We start from the raw sequence: 15,571 nt of genomic DNA on the forward strand, positions 1-15,571 counted from the left end.
GAGGGCACCGGAATGCCTCAACCACCTGACAGACTAAATATAGCACTCAACAGCCCCGAAAACAACGGACGAGCAAAATGGCCGGCGCATCCATAACCGTCAATGACGCAAGCACCATCTCAGCACTGGAGCGGCTTTACGCAGCGGGCGGCAATCTGTTGTCGGTCTACAAGAACATCGGTGCTTACGAAGCGGATGCAACAAAGCGGCGCTTTATTACCGAAACCGATCCTGACGGTATTCCATGGAAAGACCTCAACCCCCTTTATGCAGCCACAAAAAAAGGCCCCGGCAAGCTGCGCGGTGAAACACGGCGTCTTTCCCAGATCGTTTATCAGGCCGCAGAGGACGGCGTGGAGATCGGCTCGGATGTCGAGTACGCCCGCATTCACAATGAAGGCGGAACCATCAAACCCACGAACGGCGCAGCGCTCGTGTTCTCAATGGGCGGGCAGACTTTCATCGTCAAATCTGTGAAGATGCCAAGGCGTCAATTCCTCGGCTTCAGCGACGAAGACATCAACGAAATTCAGTTGCTCATTCAAGACCACTTCATTGACGCTGCGAACGGTCCTTGAGGGCGTTTCAAAAACGGCTCCAGAATGCGCGCATGCATCCTTCAGGGCCGGTTACGCGTTGGAGAACCTGAAAACGCGTCTACGGCCTTTAAAACGGCTTCAATTTTGAAGCCTGCTTCTATTGCCCGACCCTCTCACCCACGTTATTCATTGATCGCGAACCGAACGCACGCCGCTTGCCATTTTTGGCAATGGGACTGACCCCGTCCCGCTCCCTTAGATGGGGGCATGAAACCGTTCGAAATCTTCCGCACAGGCACCCACACGACAGCGAAGGGGCAGACGCTCACTTTCGCTGAGAGCGATGTCGCCGATATCGCATCGAGCTACGACCCGGCGCTGCACCAGGCGCCGATCGTCATTGGTCATCCGAAACAGGACGGCCCGGCCTATGGCTGGATCAAGTCGCTTGAGGTCCGCGAGGGCACGCTCGTGGCCATCCCTGAACAGGTTGACGCGACGTTTTCGGAAATGGTGCGCGAAGGCAAGTTCAACAAGCGCTCGGCCGGTCTCTATCACCCCACGCAGGCGGGCAACCCGACCCCCGGCAAGTATCACCTTCGCCATGTCGGCTTCCTCGGCGCTGAGCCGCCCGCCATCAAGGGCCTGAAGCCGGTCGAGTTTGCCGAAGGTGAAATGTCGATCGAGCTGGAGTTCTCCGAATACCGCTCCGCCTGGGCGTTCGACAACATCGCCTCGCTGTTTCGCCGCATGCGCGATTTCATCATTGAGACGCGCGACGTGGAGACGGCCGACAAAATCGTGCCGGCATGGGACCTCGATCAGATCTCGCAGACGGCGGCAGACATGCGCGCCGAGAGCCGGACGGACGTCCAGACCCTTCCGCATTTCTCCGAAACCGAACCGAAGCACACCCCCACAATGGAAACCGCAGAACAGCGGCTGGCGAAGCTTGAGGCCCGCGAGGCCGCGTTGAACCAGCGCGAGACCGACATCAATGGCCGCGAAACCACCTTTTCCGAAAACGCGAAGAAGGCGCGCGCTGCAGAGGACGCCGCTTTCGTGACGTCGATCGTCGAGGCCGGTCGCTTGCCGATCGGTCTGAAGGAATCGGCCACCGCCTTGTTCTCCGAATTTGACGACGGGGAAACGCTGACCTTCTCGGAAGGCGGCCAGGACGTCACCACATCCCCGCGCTCTGCGTTCCGCGAGCTGCTCGGCAAACTGCCTGTGCCGGTTTCGACCGGCGAACTGGCGAACGGGGACGGTCCGGATTTCTCAGATCCGAAGCACGTTGCTGCGGTCATCCAGTCCGAGATCCTCGAAGCGAAGCAGAAGGGCGAAGACATCAGCCCGGTCGAGGCTCTGACACGCGCCAAGAACAAGCGCTGAAGCTGAAGGAAGAACCATGAACCCTTTTATCAAGACTTTCGTCTGCGCTGGCGCGATTGGCCACCGTCGGCTCGTGAAATACACCGCCAACGACGGCGAAATGGCGCTGGCAACGTCGCCCACCGACATCATCGCCGGCGTCACTGACTTTCCGGGCGGCGCGAAAGACAAGGAGCGCATCGACGTTGTGCTCTTTGGCCCCGCCGACATCGAGCTTGGCGGCACTGTCGGGCCGGGCGCAGGCGTCACGGCCGACGCTAACGGAAAAGCGATTGCGGCCGCTCCCGCAGCTGGCGTCAACCACTTCATCCTTGGCCGCGTGGTTGTGAACGGTGTCGCTGGCGATATCGCCAAGGGCTTCGTCAATCCGCACCGCATCCAGGGCTGACCAGCCCTATAACCTCTCAGGAGCAAACACATGGCTGGACAGCCGTTTCCCGTTAATCCCGAACTGACAGGCATTGCGATCGCCTTCAAGAATGCTGAATTGATTGCCGACCAGGTGCTGCCGCGCCTGGAGCCGAAGCTCAGCGTTCAGCAATTCAAATACATGTATTTCGATTTCGCTCAGATGATTACGATCCCCGACACCAAAGTGGGTCGCAAATCTGAGCCAGGCACGATCGAGTTCGGCGGCACTGAAACACCGGCCATGACCAAGGATTACGGTCAGGACTCGATCATCCCGAACGATGACATCGACCAAGCACCTGCTGGATACGATCCGCGCCAATTCGCGGTTCAACAGCTGACCAACCTTGTCGAGCTCGACCGTGAAGCGCGAACCGCCGCCAAGGTGTTCAATTCCGGCACCTATGTGGCTGGCAATAAGGAACTCCTCGCAGGTGCTTCTCAGTGGTCTCATCCTGACTCGAAGCCGGTCAATCAGATTCAGGCCGCACAGGACAAGATGATCATGCCGGGCAATGTGCTTGTCCTGGGTCGCCAAACGTGGTCCGGCTTGCGCACCAACCCGTCCTTGCTGAAAGCCTTGAACCCGTCCGGATCGAGCGAAGGTCTGGCAAACAAGCGCGCGGTCGCCGATCTGTTGGAACTCGACGACATCCTTGTCGGCTCCGGCTGGGCTAATGCGGCGAAGCCCGGTCAAAACGCCGTCCGCTATCGCCTTTGGGGCAAGCATGCGGCGCTGATCCGTCGCGAAAAGATCGTCTCCAGCCTGGGCGAAGTTCCGACATTCGGCTGGACCGCTCAGTATGGCGATCGCATTGCCGGTGACATACCGGAACCGAAGATCGGTCTGCGCGGCTCTGTCCGCGTCCGTTCGGGTGAAAGCGTCGAGGAAGTCATTTCCGCACCCGACCTCGGCTACTTCTTCGAAAGCGCCGTCGCCTGATCTTGAGATCTACCCGACCCGGCCATGTGCCGGGCGGGTTTTCCGAAAGGGGCGCATCACGCCTTTTCCGCAAAATCCGAAGGAGCCCACACATGGCCACCAGAAAATCTTCCCAATCCTCCGCAACTGCAACCGCCGCAACCACATCGGCAAATGCAGAGGCGCAGGATGATGCCGTTGCCACATCAGCGGCATCTACCCCGTCCGGTACGAACGGTCCGGACGGGACCAATTCCATCAATACCCCCCAGAGCAGCGGCGATGCTGCCGAAGAGGCTTCGGCCAATTCGGTTAACACGCAGACGAATGCCGAAAATGCCGAGACCACGACGGTCGAGGCGGCGAACGGAACGTCAACCCCGGAAACGGAAGCATCGGTTTCCGGGACTTCTTCCGATGCCTCCCAGGGCGAAACTGACGGGGCCGGCGCGAATGCCGGTTCCGATCAGCTGATCGCCGAACTCACCCTCTTCATGGACGCGTCCGGTCTCACAGAGTTTGAGCAAGTCGTTCGCGTCGCGGAGATCGGGCGAAACGTGTTGGCTGAAATCGAGCTTATCTCCATCGGCAATCCCGAAGTTGCACGGTGGCTGACGGACGAAAATCCTGCCGGCATCATTCGCGAACTCTCTGACCAGGTGGGCTATCTTAGCGAGTTGCTCGAAGACAGAACTTCCCCGTCCGACCTCACCGACAAACGCCGCTTCCTCATCACAAAGACCATACGTCTTAACAACGTTCTCCACGAAGAGAACGAAGGCGTTTGGCTGACCTTCGATGAACACGCGCTTGCCTTTGCCGTCAATGCTTGCGAGCCAGACTGGCGCAACGGCGGGACACCGCCCCGATGAGCTACGCGAGCCTCGAAGACCTGATCGAGCGCGCCAGCGCTGTTGAGATCCTCCAGGTTGCCGACCGCGATCAGGACGGCGTCGCCGATCCCTCTGTCATCGAGGCGGCGCTTGCCCACGCCGACAACACCGTCAACGGCTATGTCCGGGTTCGTTATGCCCTCCCCTTCGCAGCCGTTCCCGATCTCGTGCGGACGTGGGCGGTGTCGATCGCTCGCTATTTCCTCCACGCCGACGGCGCTCCCGACTATGTGGTGCGCGACTGGAAAGAGGCGATCGCGGAGTTGAAGGATGTCAGCGCCGGCCGCATGCAATTGACGGCGGCCGAAAACCAGCCCGAGCCGCAGTCGTCGCCAGACGGCCGGATCTCCGTCGTCGGTCCCGAGCCGGTCTTCACCTCCGAGAACCTGAAAGGCTGGCTGTGATGCTGCAACTGATCACGCAACGCCTGAAGGCGAAGGCAACATCGCTTGCCGATGTTTCGTCGATCGAGAGCCTGGCCGCGCTCGACAAGGGCGTGGCACCGCGCTCGGGTACGGCGTTTGTCCTTCCCTACCGGGAGAAGGCCGAGCCGAACGACCTTGGCATGGGTGGTTTCCTGCAAATCGTCCAGGTGCAGTTCCTGGTCGCTTTGGTCGTTCGCGCCCATGACGACGCAGGCGGGGGCAAGAAGCTGCTCACCTTGGACGTCGGCAAGACCGAAATCGAAGCGGCGCTGGCCGGCTGGCAGGCCAGCGAGACCAACAATCCATGCGAACTCGTTGCCGCACAGGCAACCCCATTAGGCAATGGCGTCACCGCCTACGTGATGACGTGGCAGTCGAGCCGATATCTGGAGGCAGTTGAATGACCGAACCGACCGAACCCGTAAGCGGCGGGCGCTATGTCCGCAGTTCCGAGACTGGCGAATTTGTCCGCGAGCCTGTCGAACAGCCGGCCACGTCAGAAGAAGCCGGTTCTGAAGTCCCTGCAGACGATCAGGCCGGCAGCACCTCCGTACCCGGTAGGAAGGGAAAGTAAATGTCACTCAGCGCACCTCGCTATTTCAACAAAATGGCCTGCCTGAATAAAATCGAGGCTACATACGGCGTGGACGCCACGCCTGCGGCTGCCGATCGCATCATCATGTCCAACGTGACGTTCCGGCCGCTCGTAGCGCAGCGGCTCTCCCGTGACCTCGTACTGCCATACAACGGCAACCAGGGCGTCATGCTCACCGACATGTACGCGACTATCGAGGGCGACATTGAACTCGCAGGCTCGGGCGCTGCAGGCACCCCGCCTCTCTGGGGCTCTATAGCGCGCATCTGTGGCCTGCGCGAACTCGTGACCGCGAACACCGATGTTCGATACAAGCGCGCCGATGATCCGCTCGAATCGGGATCAATCTATTTCGTCATGGACGGCGTTCGCCATATCCTGCTTGGTGCTCGCGGGACGGCCGTGTTGACCTGGTCCTCCTCTGGTATCCCAAAGATGCGGGTTACGGTTTTCGGCCTCCTCGGCACCATTACCGATCTTGTCTCCAATCCAGTGGTTAGCCGCGCTGGCTGGATTACGCCGGTACCGGTTTCCAAGGCCAATTCGACCATGACATTGCATGGGTGGGGTGCTGTCGCGGAAAGCCTGTCAATCAACATTGGCAACACGGTAACGCCAACTTTCCGCATAGGGGACGAAGGTATTTTGATCACTGGCGCATCCGCGTCCGGATCCGCAGTTGTCCAGGCGAAGAAGCTCTCTGTCATAGATTGGTTCGCGCGTGCCACCGCTCGCACCAGGGCGGCGCTCGCATTTCAGCATGGCAAGACAGCCGGCAACATCATCGAACTCAATGCGGCTGCTGTCGAAATCGGCGAACCGGAGCCCGGCAGCTGGAACGGAATCCTGAATTACACGCTGGCGCTCGATTACTGCGTGACCAGCGGTTTCGATGATTTCGAGCTGGTTTGCCGCTGACCTCAACGCCCTTTTAAGATCCTTTTGAAAGCCGTCTACATGTTCTTATTCTCTGAAAATCTAACCTTCTGGTGGCCCGTCAAACCGATCGAACCAGATCCCGACCATCCGGGAAAACTGATCGAGCGCGAGTTCGAAGTACTGTTTGAGCTACCTACACCCGATGAGGCAGACGCCGATCGTAAAGCCCGCGCCGAGCTGCTCGAAAAGCTGACAAACCTAAACCTCACTGATGAGGACTATCAAGCCGCGCAGCAAAATCTAAGAGCTTTCGACGATGCCATGGCGCTTCGTCGGATCAAGGACTGGCGCAAGATCGCGAACAAGGATGGCGTCGCGTTGCCGTTTTCCTCGTTCCCGAAAGTCTACGCTTTTCCGCACATCAAGAGCGCGATCGACCGCGCATATGGCGAGGCTATCAGCGAAGACAAGGGCCGCCTGGGAAACTGAAGGATGCGGCGCGCGTCTGGGCATACCTGACGACGGGCCGCTCCGACCCTGCCGTGGCCACTGTGGTTGACGAAGACATCGCCGACGATTTTGCGATCATGGGCGCTCCTTACGAGCCAGATGAAGTCAGCAAGAAAGAAGCATTTGAGGTCCTGGCGGTGAACCACCTTTCGTTCAAAGTATTCCTCGAATGCCGCACTCAATGGAGAACGGCGTCAACAATGGCAGGCATCACCTTCATCGGCCTTGACTACTCCGCCTGTAAGCTGGTGCTCGACGATCTCCAGTCGCCTCCAGACGCGTTCTCGGACCTGCGGGCGATGGAACATGAGGCGTTGAAGCATCTCAACCACCGCGAGGCGCGCTGATGGCCGCGCCCTATCGGATTTCCATTGGCGTCAACATTGACCCGGCCGGCGCGAGGACCGGCGCCAGAGAGGCGGTGCAAACCGTCAACCAGATTTCGGCTGCTGCCGATCGGGCTCGGCCGAGCGTCGATAAGCTCGTCAATTCCTTCGTGGGTCTTGATCGGCAGGGAGCGAACAGCAACGGCCGTGCGGCCGACATACAAGCTTACGGCGTTGAGCTTGACCGTCTACGAGCGAAGTACAATCCGCTATTCGCCACCATCTCTAATTACAAGACGATGCAGGCCGAGATCCGCGAGGCGCACAAGCTCGGCGCGATATCCGCAGATGAGATGACCGCTGCCCTGTCGCGCCAGCGCCAGGCGACGCTTGCCGTTATCGCGGCACAGAAGGGGCGTGAGTTCGGTACCGGAGGCGGAAACGCAAACGACCGCTTCCGTCGTCAGAACCTGACTTATCAGGCGTTCGATGTGGGGCAGACGCTGGCAAGTGGCATGCCGCTTGGAATGATCGCGGCTCAACAAGGTCCGCAAATCCTCCAGCTGTACGCAGGTCAGGGCGGGCTTAAAACGGCCCTGAAGGACATCGGCACGCTCGCATCTGGTGCGACCCGGATGATCACGCCGTTAACGCTTGGATTGGGCGCACTGACTGCCGCTGTCGCGACTGGCGCGCTGGCATACAACGGCTATCTCCGGTCTACCAAAGAAGTCGAGGTTGCTGCGTCTGGGCTAGGCCGAGCCGTCGCAGGCACTAAGGCAGAAATGGAAGCGTCGGCGCAGGCCGGGGCCGCTGCTGCTGGCATTTCGGTGTCCTCGGCGCGCTCCATGGAGGCTGCATTCCTGCGAACGGGCCGGATAGGCCATGAGAACTTCCAGAGCCTGATTTCCATCTCCAAGGACTTCGGCGCCACGGTTGGCATCTCGGCGGAAGACGCAGGTAGCACCCTTGCGGAAATGTTCGCAGATCCCGCAAAGGCTGCGGACACGCTTTTCCAGAAATACGGCCTGATCGATGCGGCGACCGCTCGCCACGCCTCCAACCTTGCCGCCCAAAACCGCCTTTCTGAAGCGCAGGCCGTACTCCTGAAGGCGCTTCCGAACCAGCTTGCAGATGCGAGCGCTGCGACCACGGCCCTCGGCCGCGCTTGGGAGTCCGTATCGCGAGGGGCTAGCGATGCTTTCGACTGGATGGGCAAAGCGGTTGATCGAGCAGTCGGAGCCCTCGACACAGATGAGCGGATCGCAAAACTTGAAGGGATACTGAAACAACCCCGCGTCCGGGGTCGTGAAAATATCGAGGCGGAACTGAATGACCTGAAGGAGCAAAAGCGCCGACAGGAACAGGAAGCAGCGGAGCAAAAGCGCAAGGCCGAGGAAAACCGAAGAAGCGCCGCAGCGGTCACGCTCTATGAAGCCTCACCGGCGAATTCTCGTGCCGCTCAAACACAGCGCCTCCGCAACGAGATCGAGACGCTTAAAAGTGCCCGAGGCATCGAAGGCATCGACGCCGGCCAGAACGAAGCTGCGATCGAGGCCAAGACCCGCGCTCTGGAAGCACTGGTGACACGTCAGCAGCGAGCGGCCGAACTCGATCGTCTCGACATTCAGATTGCAAATGAACGCAATCCCCTCCTGAGAGCGGAGCTGGAAGCCCGTCGCGTTCGGCTTCAGATGGCGGAACAGGAAGTCTCAACAGAGACGATCGCCACGGAAGCTGCTCGTGCGCGAAACCGCGTCATCGAGGAGACGATCGCGGGCGCTGCTACGCAAGCGGCAGATATGAAGGCAGAGGCTGCAACTCGTGCGCGGCTGAACGCGCTCGTCGGGTCTGGCGCCATCACATCTGCGGAAGCCAATCGCATGCTCCAGGAAGAGGCCACACTCCGGCCGCTCGTGGCCGCTGCTGCTCTGGCTGAAGGCGAGGCAAAACAGAAGCTGGAACAGCAGATCGGCGATCTTCGCGAGGGTTATGCCGCGCTTGCCCAACAGGAGAAGCTTGCCTCTGCGCAAGAGTACCTTCGCGGCAACCAGGAGAAATTTGAGCAGCTGAAGCTCCAGCAGTCGCTGATAGGCCAAAACGTCTTGGTGCAGCAGCGAGCAAACGCTTTGCTTGAAGCGGAGCAACGCATCCGTCGCGACGGCCTCGACACCAACGGCTCGATTGCAAACGCGATGCGTGACCAGGCCGACGCTATGGCAACGCTCAATCGAGAAATCGAGAAACAAGCCGAAGCCTGGGACCAGGTGAAAACCTCCCTCGGAACTGCGATCGATGACGGCATCGACAAGCTGATGGATGGTGATTTCAAGGGCGCTCTTGAGAGCGCAGCTGACGAGGTCAAGAGCCTTCTCTCAGAGCTTGCGTTCAAGAACCCGCTCAAGAATGCACTGCTCGGAGATGACAATCCGACACTGCAGGACGTCGGCGGCTTAGGCGGCATATTCTCTCGACTGTTTGGCGGTCAGAAAGCCGCTGATCCGAAAGCGCTTGTCGGTGACGTGCTCGGCAAGTCGGTCGGGACGATGTCTGTCACAGCAGCGACGGTCATGATCAACGGTGGTGTTGCGGGCGGGCTTGGGGCAAGTGGCAGCGCGTCGGGCTTAGGTGGCATGTTGCAGAGCTTGGGTGGTCGGGCTGCAAACAGCAACATTCCATCGGTAACGAGCACTGGTAAAGCGGTCGATCTGGCATCGGGTCTCCTTGGATCGAATGAACGCTCGAACAGCCTCGACATCAACGCATTTCTGCGAAAGGGAGGCGTTGACATCGACGCCGCGCAAACCGCTTGGTGCGCGGGGTTTGTCAATTCCGCCCTGAAACAGATCGGCGTGAAAGGCACTGGTTCACTTGCCGCCAACTCCTTTCAGAATTGGGGCAGCAGGGTTGATCCCTCGCAAATCATGCGTGGCGACGTTCTGCTTCAGACACGCGGCCTCGGCGCGAACCAGGCGGGCGGCCATGTAGGTTTTGCCACCGGTCAAACGCGCATGTCGGGCGGCAACCTCCAACTGGAGATGCTTTCGGGCAATTACAAAAACGGCGTCGGTACTGGCTGGCTGAATGCGTCGGAAGTCCAGGCACGCCGGGCGACCGAAGCTCTCGGTGGGCTGGCTGGCGCGTCAGGAACGGCGACGCAGGGGCTCGGAAACCTTGGTGCGAACTTCGATCAATTCGGGCGCAATCTGATGAATGCATTTCCGTCCGCTCCGTCAGGGGGCGGCGGTGGCGGTTTTTTCAGCAAGCTCTTTAGCGGCCTGTTCGGCGGTGGCCTCAATCAGTCCATCCTGAACGCCTCACCACAGACCGCGCGCGCCATTGCGTCGGGCTTCGGTGGCCTGTTTGCAGACGGTGGCTCGATTGTCGGCCCCGGTGGGCCGCGCGACGACGCTATCCCGATCTGGGCCTCCAACGGCGAGTTCATGGTCAATGCAAGAGCCGCCGCCAAGTATCGCCCATGGCTTGAGGCAATCAACTCAAACCGTCCGGTCGCCGCATTTCGTGACGGCGGTTACGTCACCGCTGGTCCGGTCTACCCGTCCAGCCCGGTGGCAAACTCCAACGCGCCAGCCGGTGGCTCCATCACGGTCAACAACTATTCGAGTGCTCGTGTCGAAACCGAAGAGACCCGCGACGAGAAGGGCAACCGGCATGTCAAGTTTGTAATCGCTGACCAGGTCGGCGCGGCGATGGCGCAGCCGGGCGGCGGGGCACGCAAGCATCTTGAGAAAACTTACGGTATGCGGCCGAAGACGGTGCGCCGATGATCCCGACTTGGCCAACCACGCTTCCCCGACCAATGCGCGACAGCTGGCAGGCATCGCCCCAGGACGCGCGCCTGAAGCGCCGAACCGACAATGGACCTGCGGGCTACCGCCGTAAGTTCTCCAGCGCGGCAAGACTTGTGACGCTCTCGATCGAAGTCGGCCGCGATGGCAAAGCCGTCTTCGACAATTTCCTCGCGGATGACTGCGCGGGCGGGGCGTTGCCCTTCTACATGCCCGATCCGACCACCGACGGATGGCCGATACTTGGCGATGACGGCCTGCCGTTGCTCACCGACGAAGGCGTTCCTTTGCTCCTTGCCAACATCTGGCTCTGCCAATTTGGCGATAACATGCCGGTCGAGACCGTCATTGGCACGCGGTTCCGGCTGGCGTTTTCCATAGCGGTGATGCCATGAGGTGCGAGACTTGCGGATCGATCCGCCACCCCTCAGAACAATGCCCGCACGGCTGGACCGCGCAACCGCTGCGCGCCCACCTGTTTTGCCGTGAACGCGGCGGCGCTCACAATCATACCGCACGTCCCTTGCCGGTGTGTGATGCCGTCGTTTCTTCCATCATTCGCCAGGAGCAACGTTCATGAGCCGCCGTGTCTCGATCAATATGCGATTGTCGCACGAGGATCATTCCAGCGCCGAAATCTATGTCGCGCTGTTCATGATCGAGCATCCCGAACTGGACGCCCCCTTGCGCCTGTCAACGGATCCAACCGAGCGGCTTTCTGACGAGCCGCTTGCCTACGGAACGCGGTCTGCCTGGAGCACCCCAAATCCGGTCGAAGACCCGTTCCTGTTCGTCCTGGCATCCACCAATCTGCCCTCCGATCTGGAAGACGCGCCGGCCGCCGGCAATCTTATTCTGGAGAACGTGGATCGCCGCATGGTGGAAGTGCTGCGCTCGGTCAACACCCAAGGCACCCTCCACATGGCCGTGGTGCTGGCTTCCTCGCCTGATCAGGTAGAGGCCGAGTATCGCGATATGCGGATCCTGTCTGCCGATATGAACGCGGGCGAAATCACGGTCAACTTTTCCCGTCAGCCAGTCGAGGACGAATACTACCCCGCCGACCGGATGACGAAACAGCGATTTCCGGGGATGCACGAATGATGGAGCATTGGTCTAACGCCTTTGTCGGTATTCCTCATCTTGATCACGGCAGGACACTGAGTGGCTGCGATTGTTGGGGATTGGTTCGGCTCGTCTTCGCGCAGCAACTCGGCATTGAACTGCCGTCTTACGCCGACGGCTATATCAGCACGGATGAGCACGCCGAGATCTCGGCGCTAATCGGCGGCGCGAAGGAAAGCACCTCGTGGGCGCGGGTCGAAGGCTTGGCGATGCCCTTAGATATTGCCGTGTTTCGTCGCGGCCGGCTGGACGCGCATGTGGGCGTCGTCGTTTCTGGCGGGCTGATGCTGCACATGGCTGAAGGCGCGCATTCCTGCCTTGAGCACTATCGAGGCGGCAAATGGGCGACCCGCCAGAGCGGCATCTACCGCCATCACCGACTTGCCGAACGGGTGTCTGCATGAACGCGCCCGTTAAAAACATCCCCGTACTGGCTGCGCCGCTATTCGATCCGGGTGCCGGCCGCATCGATCTATACATGCCGGAGGGTTCGACCGTCGCCGAGATGGTCGCGGCAGCACTTCCAGCTGCAACGCCTGCCGATCTGGAATACGCCCGTGTCCTCCTGGTCAACGAACGCGGCTCGATCGTTGTGCCGACGAACAAGTGGCACCGCGTCCGGCCCCGATCCGGAGCGCGTGTGGTGATCCGCATCGTGCCGGGGAAAAGCATTCTGAAGGCCGTTCTCTCGATCGTCGTCGCGGTCGCGGCAGTGGCGCTCGGGCAATATTGGGCCGTGGGGCTCGGCTTCACTGCTGGAACCACCGGCTTTGCGATCGCCTCCAGCGTGATCGGCATGGGCGTCTCGGTTCTCGGCAATCTTCTGATCAATGCGCTGATCCCGCCGCCTAAGCCACCAGGGCGGGAGGACGCGGAGAAGGTCCCGAACTATCAGATTACAAGCTGGCGCAATCCCATGAAGGCGGACGGCCCCGTGCCGGATGTGCTCGGCCAGCATCGTTATGCCGCTCCGTTTGCGGCAATGTCCTATACCGAGATTGTCGGCGACTGGCAGTATGTCCGCGCGCTGTTTTGCTACGGCTATGGGCCGCTCGCTCTGTCTGATTTCAAGATCGGCGATACCTCTCTCGATTCGTACGATGAAGTCGATATCGAAGTTCGCGAAGGCTACGCGGCCGATGCTCATGTCACCTACTTCCCGCAACAGGTTTTCGAGAAGAACGTCGGCGCTGAGTTGACGCGGCCATACCCTCGAAATGACCTTGGCGACACGACCGGAGCCGCTGCTGTGGAAACACCGGTCGTTCGATACACCGGCACGGATGCCGACAAATGCTCGGTCATCCTGGCCTTTCCGTCCGGCCTGGTCGAAATCAACGATCGCGGCGGTCAACAGGCTATCACGGTTCAGATCAGAATTCGGTACCGCCTTGTCGGCGCAACCAACTGGATCGTGCTGACCACACTTTCGATCAGCGCCAAACGATCGGAAGCGATCTACCGGCAGCACACGTGGCAGTTCCCGGCGCGTGGCCGATATGAGGTCGAACTCACCCGTATGACGGATGAGCACACATCCAGTCAGATCGCGTCGCGAAGCGTGTGGGCGGCCATTCAGACGATCCGGCCTGAGTATCCGTTGAACTTCGGCAAGCCGCTGGCACTTGTGGCGTTGCGCATCAAAGCAACACACCAGATCAATGGCCAGCTCGACTCTTTCAATGCGACCGCTGCGCGGCTCTGCCTGGACTGGGATAAGGGCCTTGGCCGGTGGGTCTTCCGGCAGACCCGCAACCCGGCCGCGCTTTACCGCTACGTACTCCAAAGTGCCGCAAACGCCCGCCCGTCGCCCGATTCAGGTGTCGACCTGATCCAGTTGCAGGACTGGCACGAGTACTGTGAGCTGAAGGGGCTGCGCTACGATCGCGTGATCGACGGCGACATGACGCTTCGCGAAGTGCTGACCGAGATCGCAGCAGCCGGCCGCGCCGCACCACGTCACGATGGCCTGAAGTGGGGTGTCGTCATCGACCGGCCGCAGCAGCTCGTCATTGACCACGTCAACCCGCGCAACAGCCATAGTTTCCAGACAAGCCGCGTCTATCTAGACCCGCCCCATGGGTTCCGCGTGCCGTTCCTCGATGCCACCAATGATTATCAGGCGGCGGAAAGGATCGTGCCCTGGCCGGGCCATACCGGCGATATCACGCTAACCGAGCAGATCGAGTTCCCCGGCAAGACGAGCCCGGACGAAATCTGGATTGAAGCACGCCGGCGCATGTACGAACTGATCTACCGCCCCGACACCTACTCGGTCATTCAAGACGGCCCGGTTCGCGTCGCCACACGCGGCGATCTGGTCATGGCATCCTTCGACGCTCTCGACCGCGTCATGGTCTCGGCCCGCGTGATCGACGTTCAAGGCGCAATGATCGCGCTCGATGAGGATGTGCAAATGACGGCTGGTGAGAACTACGCCGTCCGGTTTCGCGCCGGCCTTTCCGAAACGGACCCGATCGGCCGCTCTGTCGTCAGAAGCGTGGAAACACTGCCCGGCATTTCTAACGCTGTGACCTTGTCGCAGGATGGCGGCGATCTCCCCGAGATCGGCTCAATGATCCACTTCGGCGAGGCGACCCGCGACAGCTTGCCCCTGATCGTTTCCGGCATCGAGGCCGGGGATGACATGGCGAGCGTCTACAATCTGCTCGACGCCGCGCCAATTATCGACCAACTGACCGATGCTGAAGTGCCGCCCGCTTGGTCCGGCCGTGTCGGGGCGGAGGTGGGAGCGTCGAACGCGCAGCCACCCGTTCCACGCTGGACGGCAATCGCCTCCGGCATCGAGGGAACCGGCGTTGCGAACCGTCTGGTCGCGCAGATCGCGCCCGGTTCCGGTCCTGTCAACACTGCGTCCTACCAGATCGACCACCGCATCTCCGGCAACTGGACGACGATCACCGTTCCTGCGGCCGATGGCGGTGTGGTGATCGACACCTATCTCAACGGCGCGGCGGTCCAGCTGCGCGCCTGTGCCGTGTCGCCAGCTGGTGTGCCTGGTCCATATACCAGCACTGTTGCCGTCGTCATCGGCGGCGCTGACGTGCCGGTTCCAACGGCGCTCGATAGCAGCTTAATCACACTTCAAGCCCTGCTCGGCGGAGCGCGGATCACGTTCCAGACTGGCGACGACACCGCCACCACTGCCATTCAGCTCTACCGATCGACCGCGTCCGTTCTCAATGTCAATTCCGACGCGGTGGGCGCGCCGCTCGCAGTTGCGCCGTCCCGCAGTTACGAATTGACTGACGGCGATCTGACACGCGAACGGCTGGTCGCAAACGGTGATTTTGCATCGGCAAACGGCTGGACGCTCGGCTCCGGCTGGTCGATTGCGAACGGTAAGGCGAGCAAGAGCGCAGGCGCGGCTTCAACTATCAGCGCCGCGCTCTCAACCACATCGGGCAAGTGGTACAGGATCGGTTTCGATGCGACGGTCTCTGCTGGCGAAATACGGCCGCGCTTGTCCGGTGGGTCTGACCGCGACGGCTCCGGCCGCACCGCCAGCAACTCTTACACCGACCGCATACAGGCTGTCTCGGGCAACAATCTGTTTGCCTTCAGCGCATCTTCCGACTTCGCCGGCAGCATCGACAATGTCGCCGTCTATCTGGAGACCGCCACCTGCCTGACGGCCGGAAAACATTACTTCTGGCTAGAGCCGCTCAACGACCAGGGCGTGGCGGGACCTCTCGCCGGCCCATTCCAAATTTCGATTATCTGA

General features: G+C 60.6%; 16 protein-coding genes. All 16 read left to right on the plus strand.

All coding sequences use genetic code 11. The annotated features are described in order from the left end of the window. The first annotated feature begins 77 nt into the window (after positions 1 to 77). The 16 genes from QE435_RS10935 (at position 78) to QE435_RS11010 (ending at position 15,571) form a co-directional block, all read left to right on the plus strand. Positions 78 to 578, plus strand: coding sequence for a phage virion morphogenesis protein (locus QE435_RS10935; protein WP_349041376.1), 501 nt, complete (start codon positions 78 to 80; stop codon positions 576 to 578). 228 nt (positions 579 to 806) lie between these two features. Beyond that, a complete protein-coding gene (locus tag QE435_RS10940) occupies positions 807 to 1,931 on the plus strand; it encodes a peptidase (protein WP_349041377.1) in 1,125 nt (374 codons plus the stop codon). A gap of 16 nt (positions 1,932 to 1,947) precedes the next feature. Then, complete coding sequence (locus QE435_RS10945) at positions 1,948 to 2,319, plus strand: hypothetical protein (protein ID WP_349041378.1); 372 nt, start codon at positions 1,948 to 1,950, stop codon at positions 2,317 to 2,319. A 30-nt stretch (positions 2,320 to 2,349) separates the two neighbouring features. Continuing rightward, positions 2,350 to 3,285, plus strand: coding sequence for a capsid protein (locus tag QE435_RS10950; protein WP_349041379.1), 936 nt, complete (start codon positions 2,350 to 2,352; stop codon positions 3,283 to 3,285). Between the two features lie 92 nt (positions 3,286 to 3,377). After that, positions 3,378 to 4,136, plus strand: coding sequence for a hypothetical protein (locus tag QE435_RS10955; RefSeq protein WP_349041380.1), 759 nt, complete (start codon positions 3,378 to 3,380; stop codon positions 4,134 to 4,136). After that, positions 4,133 to 4,561 carry a DUF1320 domain-containing protein gene (locus tag QE435_RS10960; RefSeq protein ID WP_349041381.1) on the plus strand — a complete coding sequence of 143 codons (429 nt, stop codon included), beginning with the start codon at positions 4,133 to 4,135 and terminating at the stop codon, positions 4,559 to 4,561. The genes QE435_RS10955 and QE435_RS10960 overlap by 4 nt, the downstream gene beginning before the upstream one ends. Beyond that, entirely contained in the window at positions 4,561 to 4,986 is a 426-nt protein-coding gene (locus QE435_RS10965) for a hypothetical protein (RefSeq protein ID WP_349041382.1), read from the plus strand. The genes QE435_RS10960 and QE435_RS10965 overlap by 1 nt, the downstream gene beginning before the upstream one ends. Further along, positions 4,983 to 5,156 (plus strand): hypothetical protein, encoded by a 174-nt coding sequence (locus QE435_RS10970; protein ID WP_349041383.1) that lies wholly within the window; start codon positions 4,983 to 4,985, stop codon positions 5,154 to 5,156. Before QE435_RS10965 ends, QE435_RS10970 begins: the two co-directional genes overlap by 4 nt. After that, positions 5,157 to 6,095: a phage tail tube protein gene (locus QE435_RS10975; RefSeq protein ID WP_349041384.1), complete on the plus strand. Its 939-nt coding sequence runs from the start codon at positions 5,157 to 5,159 to the stop codon at positions 6,093 to 6,095. A 39-nt stretch (positions 6,096 to 6,134) separates the two neighbouring features. Beyond that, a complete protein-coding gene (locus QE435_RS10980) occupies positions 6,135 to 6,545 on the plus strand; it encodes a hypothetical protein (protein WP_349041385.1) in 411 nt (136 codons plus the stop codon). 53 nt (positions 6,546 to 6,598) lie between these two features. Beyond that, positions 6,599 to 6,913, plus strand: a complete 315-nt coding sequence (locus tag QE435_RS10985) for a DUF1799 domain-containing protein (RefSeq protein WP_349041386.1) — start codon at positions 6,599 to 6,601, stop codon at positions 6,911 to 6,913. Then, positions 6,913 to 10,680: a phage tail length tape measure family protein gene (locus QE435_RS10990; RefSeq protein ID WP_349041387.1), complete on the plus strand. Its 3,768-nt coding sequence runs from the start codon at positions 6,913 to 6,915 to the stop codon at positions 10,678 to 10,680. Before QE435_RS10985 ends, QE435_RS10990 begins: the two co-directional genes overlap by 1 nt. Further along, entirely contained in the window at positions 10,677 to 11,096 is a 420-nt protein-coding gene (locus QE435_RS10995) for a hypothetical protein (RefSeq protein ID WP_349041388.1), read from the plus strand. Before QE435_RS10990 ends, QE435_RS10995 begins: the two co-directional genes overlap by 4 nt. Before the next feature lie 181 nt (positions 11,097 to 11,277). Next, positions 11,278 to 11,805: a hypothetical protein gene (locus QE435_RS11000; protein ID WP_349041389.1), complete on the plus strand. Its 528-nt coding sequence runs from the start codon at positions 11,278 to 11,280 to the stop codon at positions 11,803 to 11,805. Then, complete coding sequence (locus QE435_RS11005; protein ID WP_349041390.1) at positions 11,802 to 12,230, plus strand: NlpC/P60 family protein; 429 nt, start codon at positions 11,802 to 11,804, stop codon at positions 12,228 to 12,230. Before QE435_RS11000 ends, QE435_RS11005 begins: the two co-directional genes overlap by 4 nt. After that, positions 12,227 to 15,571, plus strand: coding sequence for a phage tail protein (locus QE435_RS11010; RefSeq protein ID WP_349041391.1), 3,345 nt, complete (start codon positions 12,227 to 12,229; stop codon positions 15,569 to 15,571). The genes QE435_RS11005 and QE435_RS11010 overlap by 4 nt, the downstream gene beginning before the upstream one ends.

The organism is Agrobacterium sp. SORGH_AS 787 (assembly GCF_030819035.1).
Taxonomy (GTDB): Bacteria; Pseudomonadota; Alphaproteobacteria; order Rhizobiales; family Rhizobiaceae; genus Agrobacterium; species Agrobacterium larrymoorei_B.

Excerpts from the sequence above, each read along its gene's own strand:
- QE435_RS10935 (WP_349041376.1), top strand. The coding sequence starts at position 78 with ATGGCCGGCGCATCCATAACCGTCAATGACGCAAGCACCATCTCAGCA.
- QE435_RS10940 (WP_349041377.1), top strand. The coding sequence starts at position 807 with ATGAAACCGTTCGAAATCTTCCGCACAGGCACCCACACGACAGCGAAG.
- QE435_RS10945 (WP_349041378.1), top strand. The coding sequence starts at position 1,948 with ATGAACCCTTTTATCAAGACTTTCGTCTGCGCTGGCGCGATTGGCCAC.
- QE435_RS10950 (WP_349041379.1), top strand. The coding sequence starts at position 2,350 with ATGGCTGGACAGCCGTTTCCCGTTAATCCCGAACTGACAGGCATTGCG.
- QE435_RS10955 (WP_349041380.1), top strand. The coding sequence starts at position 3,378 with ATGGCCACCAGAAAATCTTCCCAATCCTCCGCAACTGCAACCGCCGCA.
- QE435_RS10960 (WP_349041381.1), top strand. The coding sequence starts at position 4,133 with ATGAGCTACGCGAGCCTCGAAGACCTGATCGAGCGCGCCAGCGCTGTT.
- QE435_RS10965 (WP_349041382.1), top strand. The coding sequence starts at position 4,561 with ATGCTGCAACTGATCACGCAACGCCTGAAGGCGAAGGCAACATCGCTT.
- QE435_RS10970 (WP_349041383.1), top strand. The coding sequence starts at position 4,983 with ATGACCGAACCGACCGAACCCGTAAGCGGCGGGCGCTATGTCCGCAGT.
- QE435_RS10975 (WP_349041384.1), top strand. The coding sequence starts at position 5,157 with ATGTCACTCAGCGCACCTCGCTATTTCAACAAAATGGCCTGCCTGAAT.
- QE435_RS10980 (WP_349041385.1), top strand. The coding sequence starts at position 6,135 with ATGTTCTTATTCTCTGAAAATCTAACCTTCTGGTGGCCCGTCAAACCG.
- QE435_RS10990 (WP_349041387.1), top strand. The coding sequence starts at position 6,913 with ATGGCCGCGCCCTATCGGATTTCCATTGGCGTCAACATTGACCCGGCC.
- QE435_RS10995 (WP_349041388.1), top strand. The coding sequence starts at position 10,677 with ATGATCCCGACTTGGCCAACCACGCTTCCCCGACCAATGCGCGACAGC.
- QE435_RS11000 (WP_349041389.1), top strand. The coding sequence starts at position 11,278 with ATGAGCCGCCGTGTCTCGATCAATATGCGATTGTCGCACGAGGATCAT.
- QE435_RS11005 (WP_349041390.1), top strand. The coding sequence starts at position 11,802 with ATGATGGAGCATTGGTCTAACGCCTTTGTCGGTATTCCTCATCTTGAT.
- QE435_RS11010 (WP_349041391.1), top strand. The coding sequence starts at position 12,227 with ATGAACGCGCCCGTTAAAAACATCCCCGTACTGGCTGCGCCGCTATTC.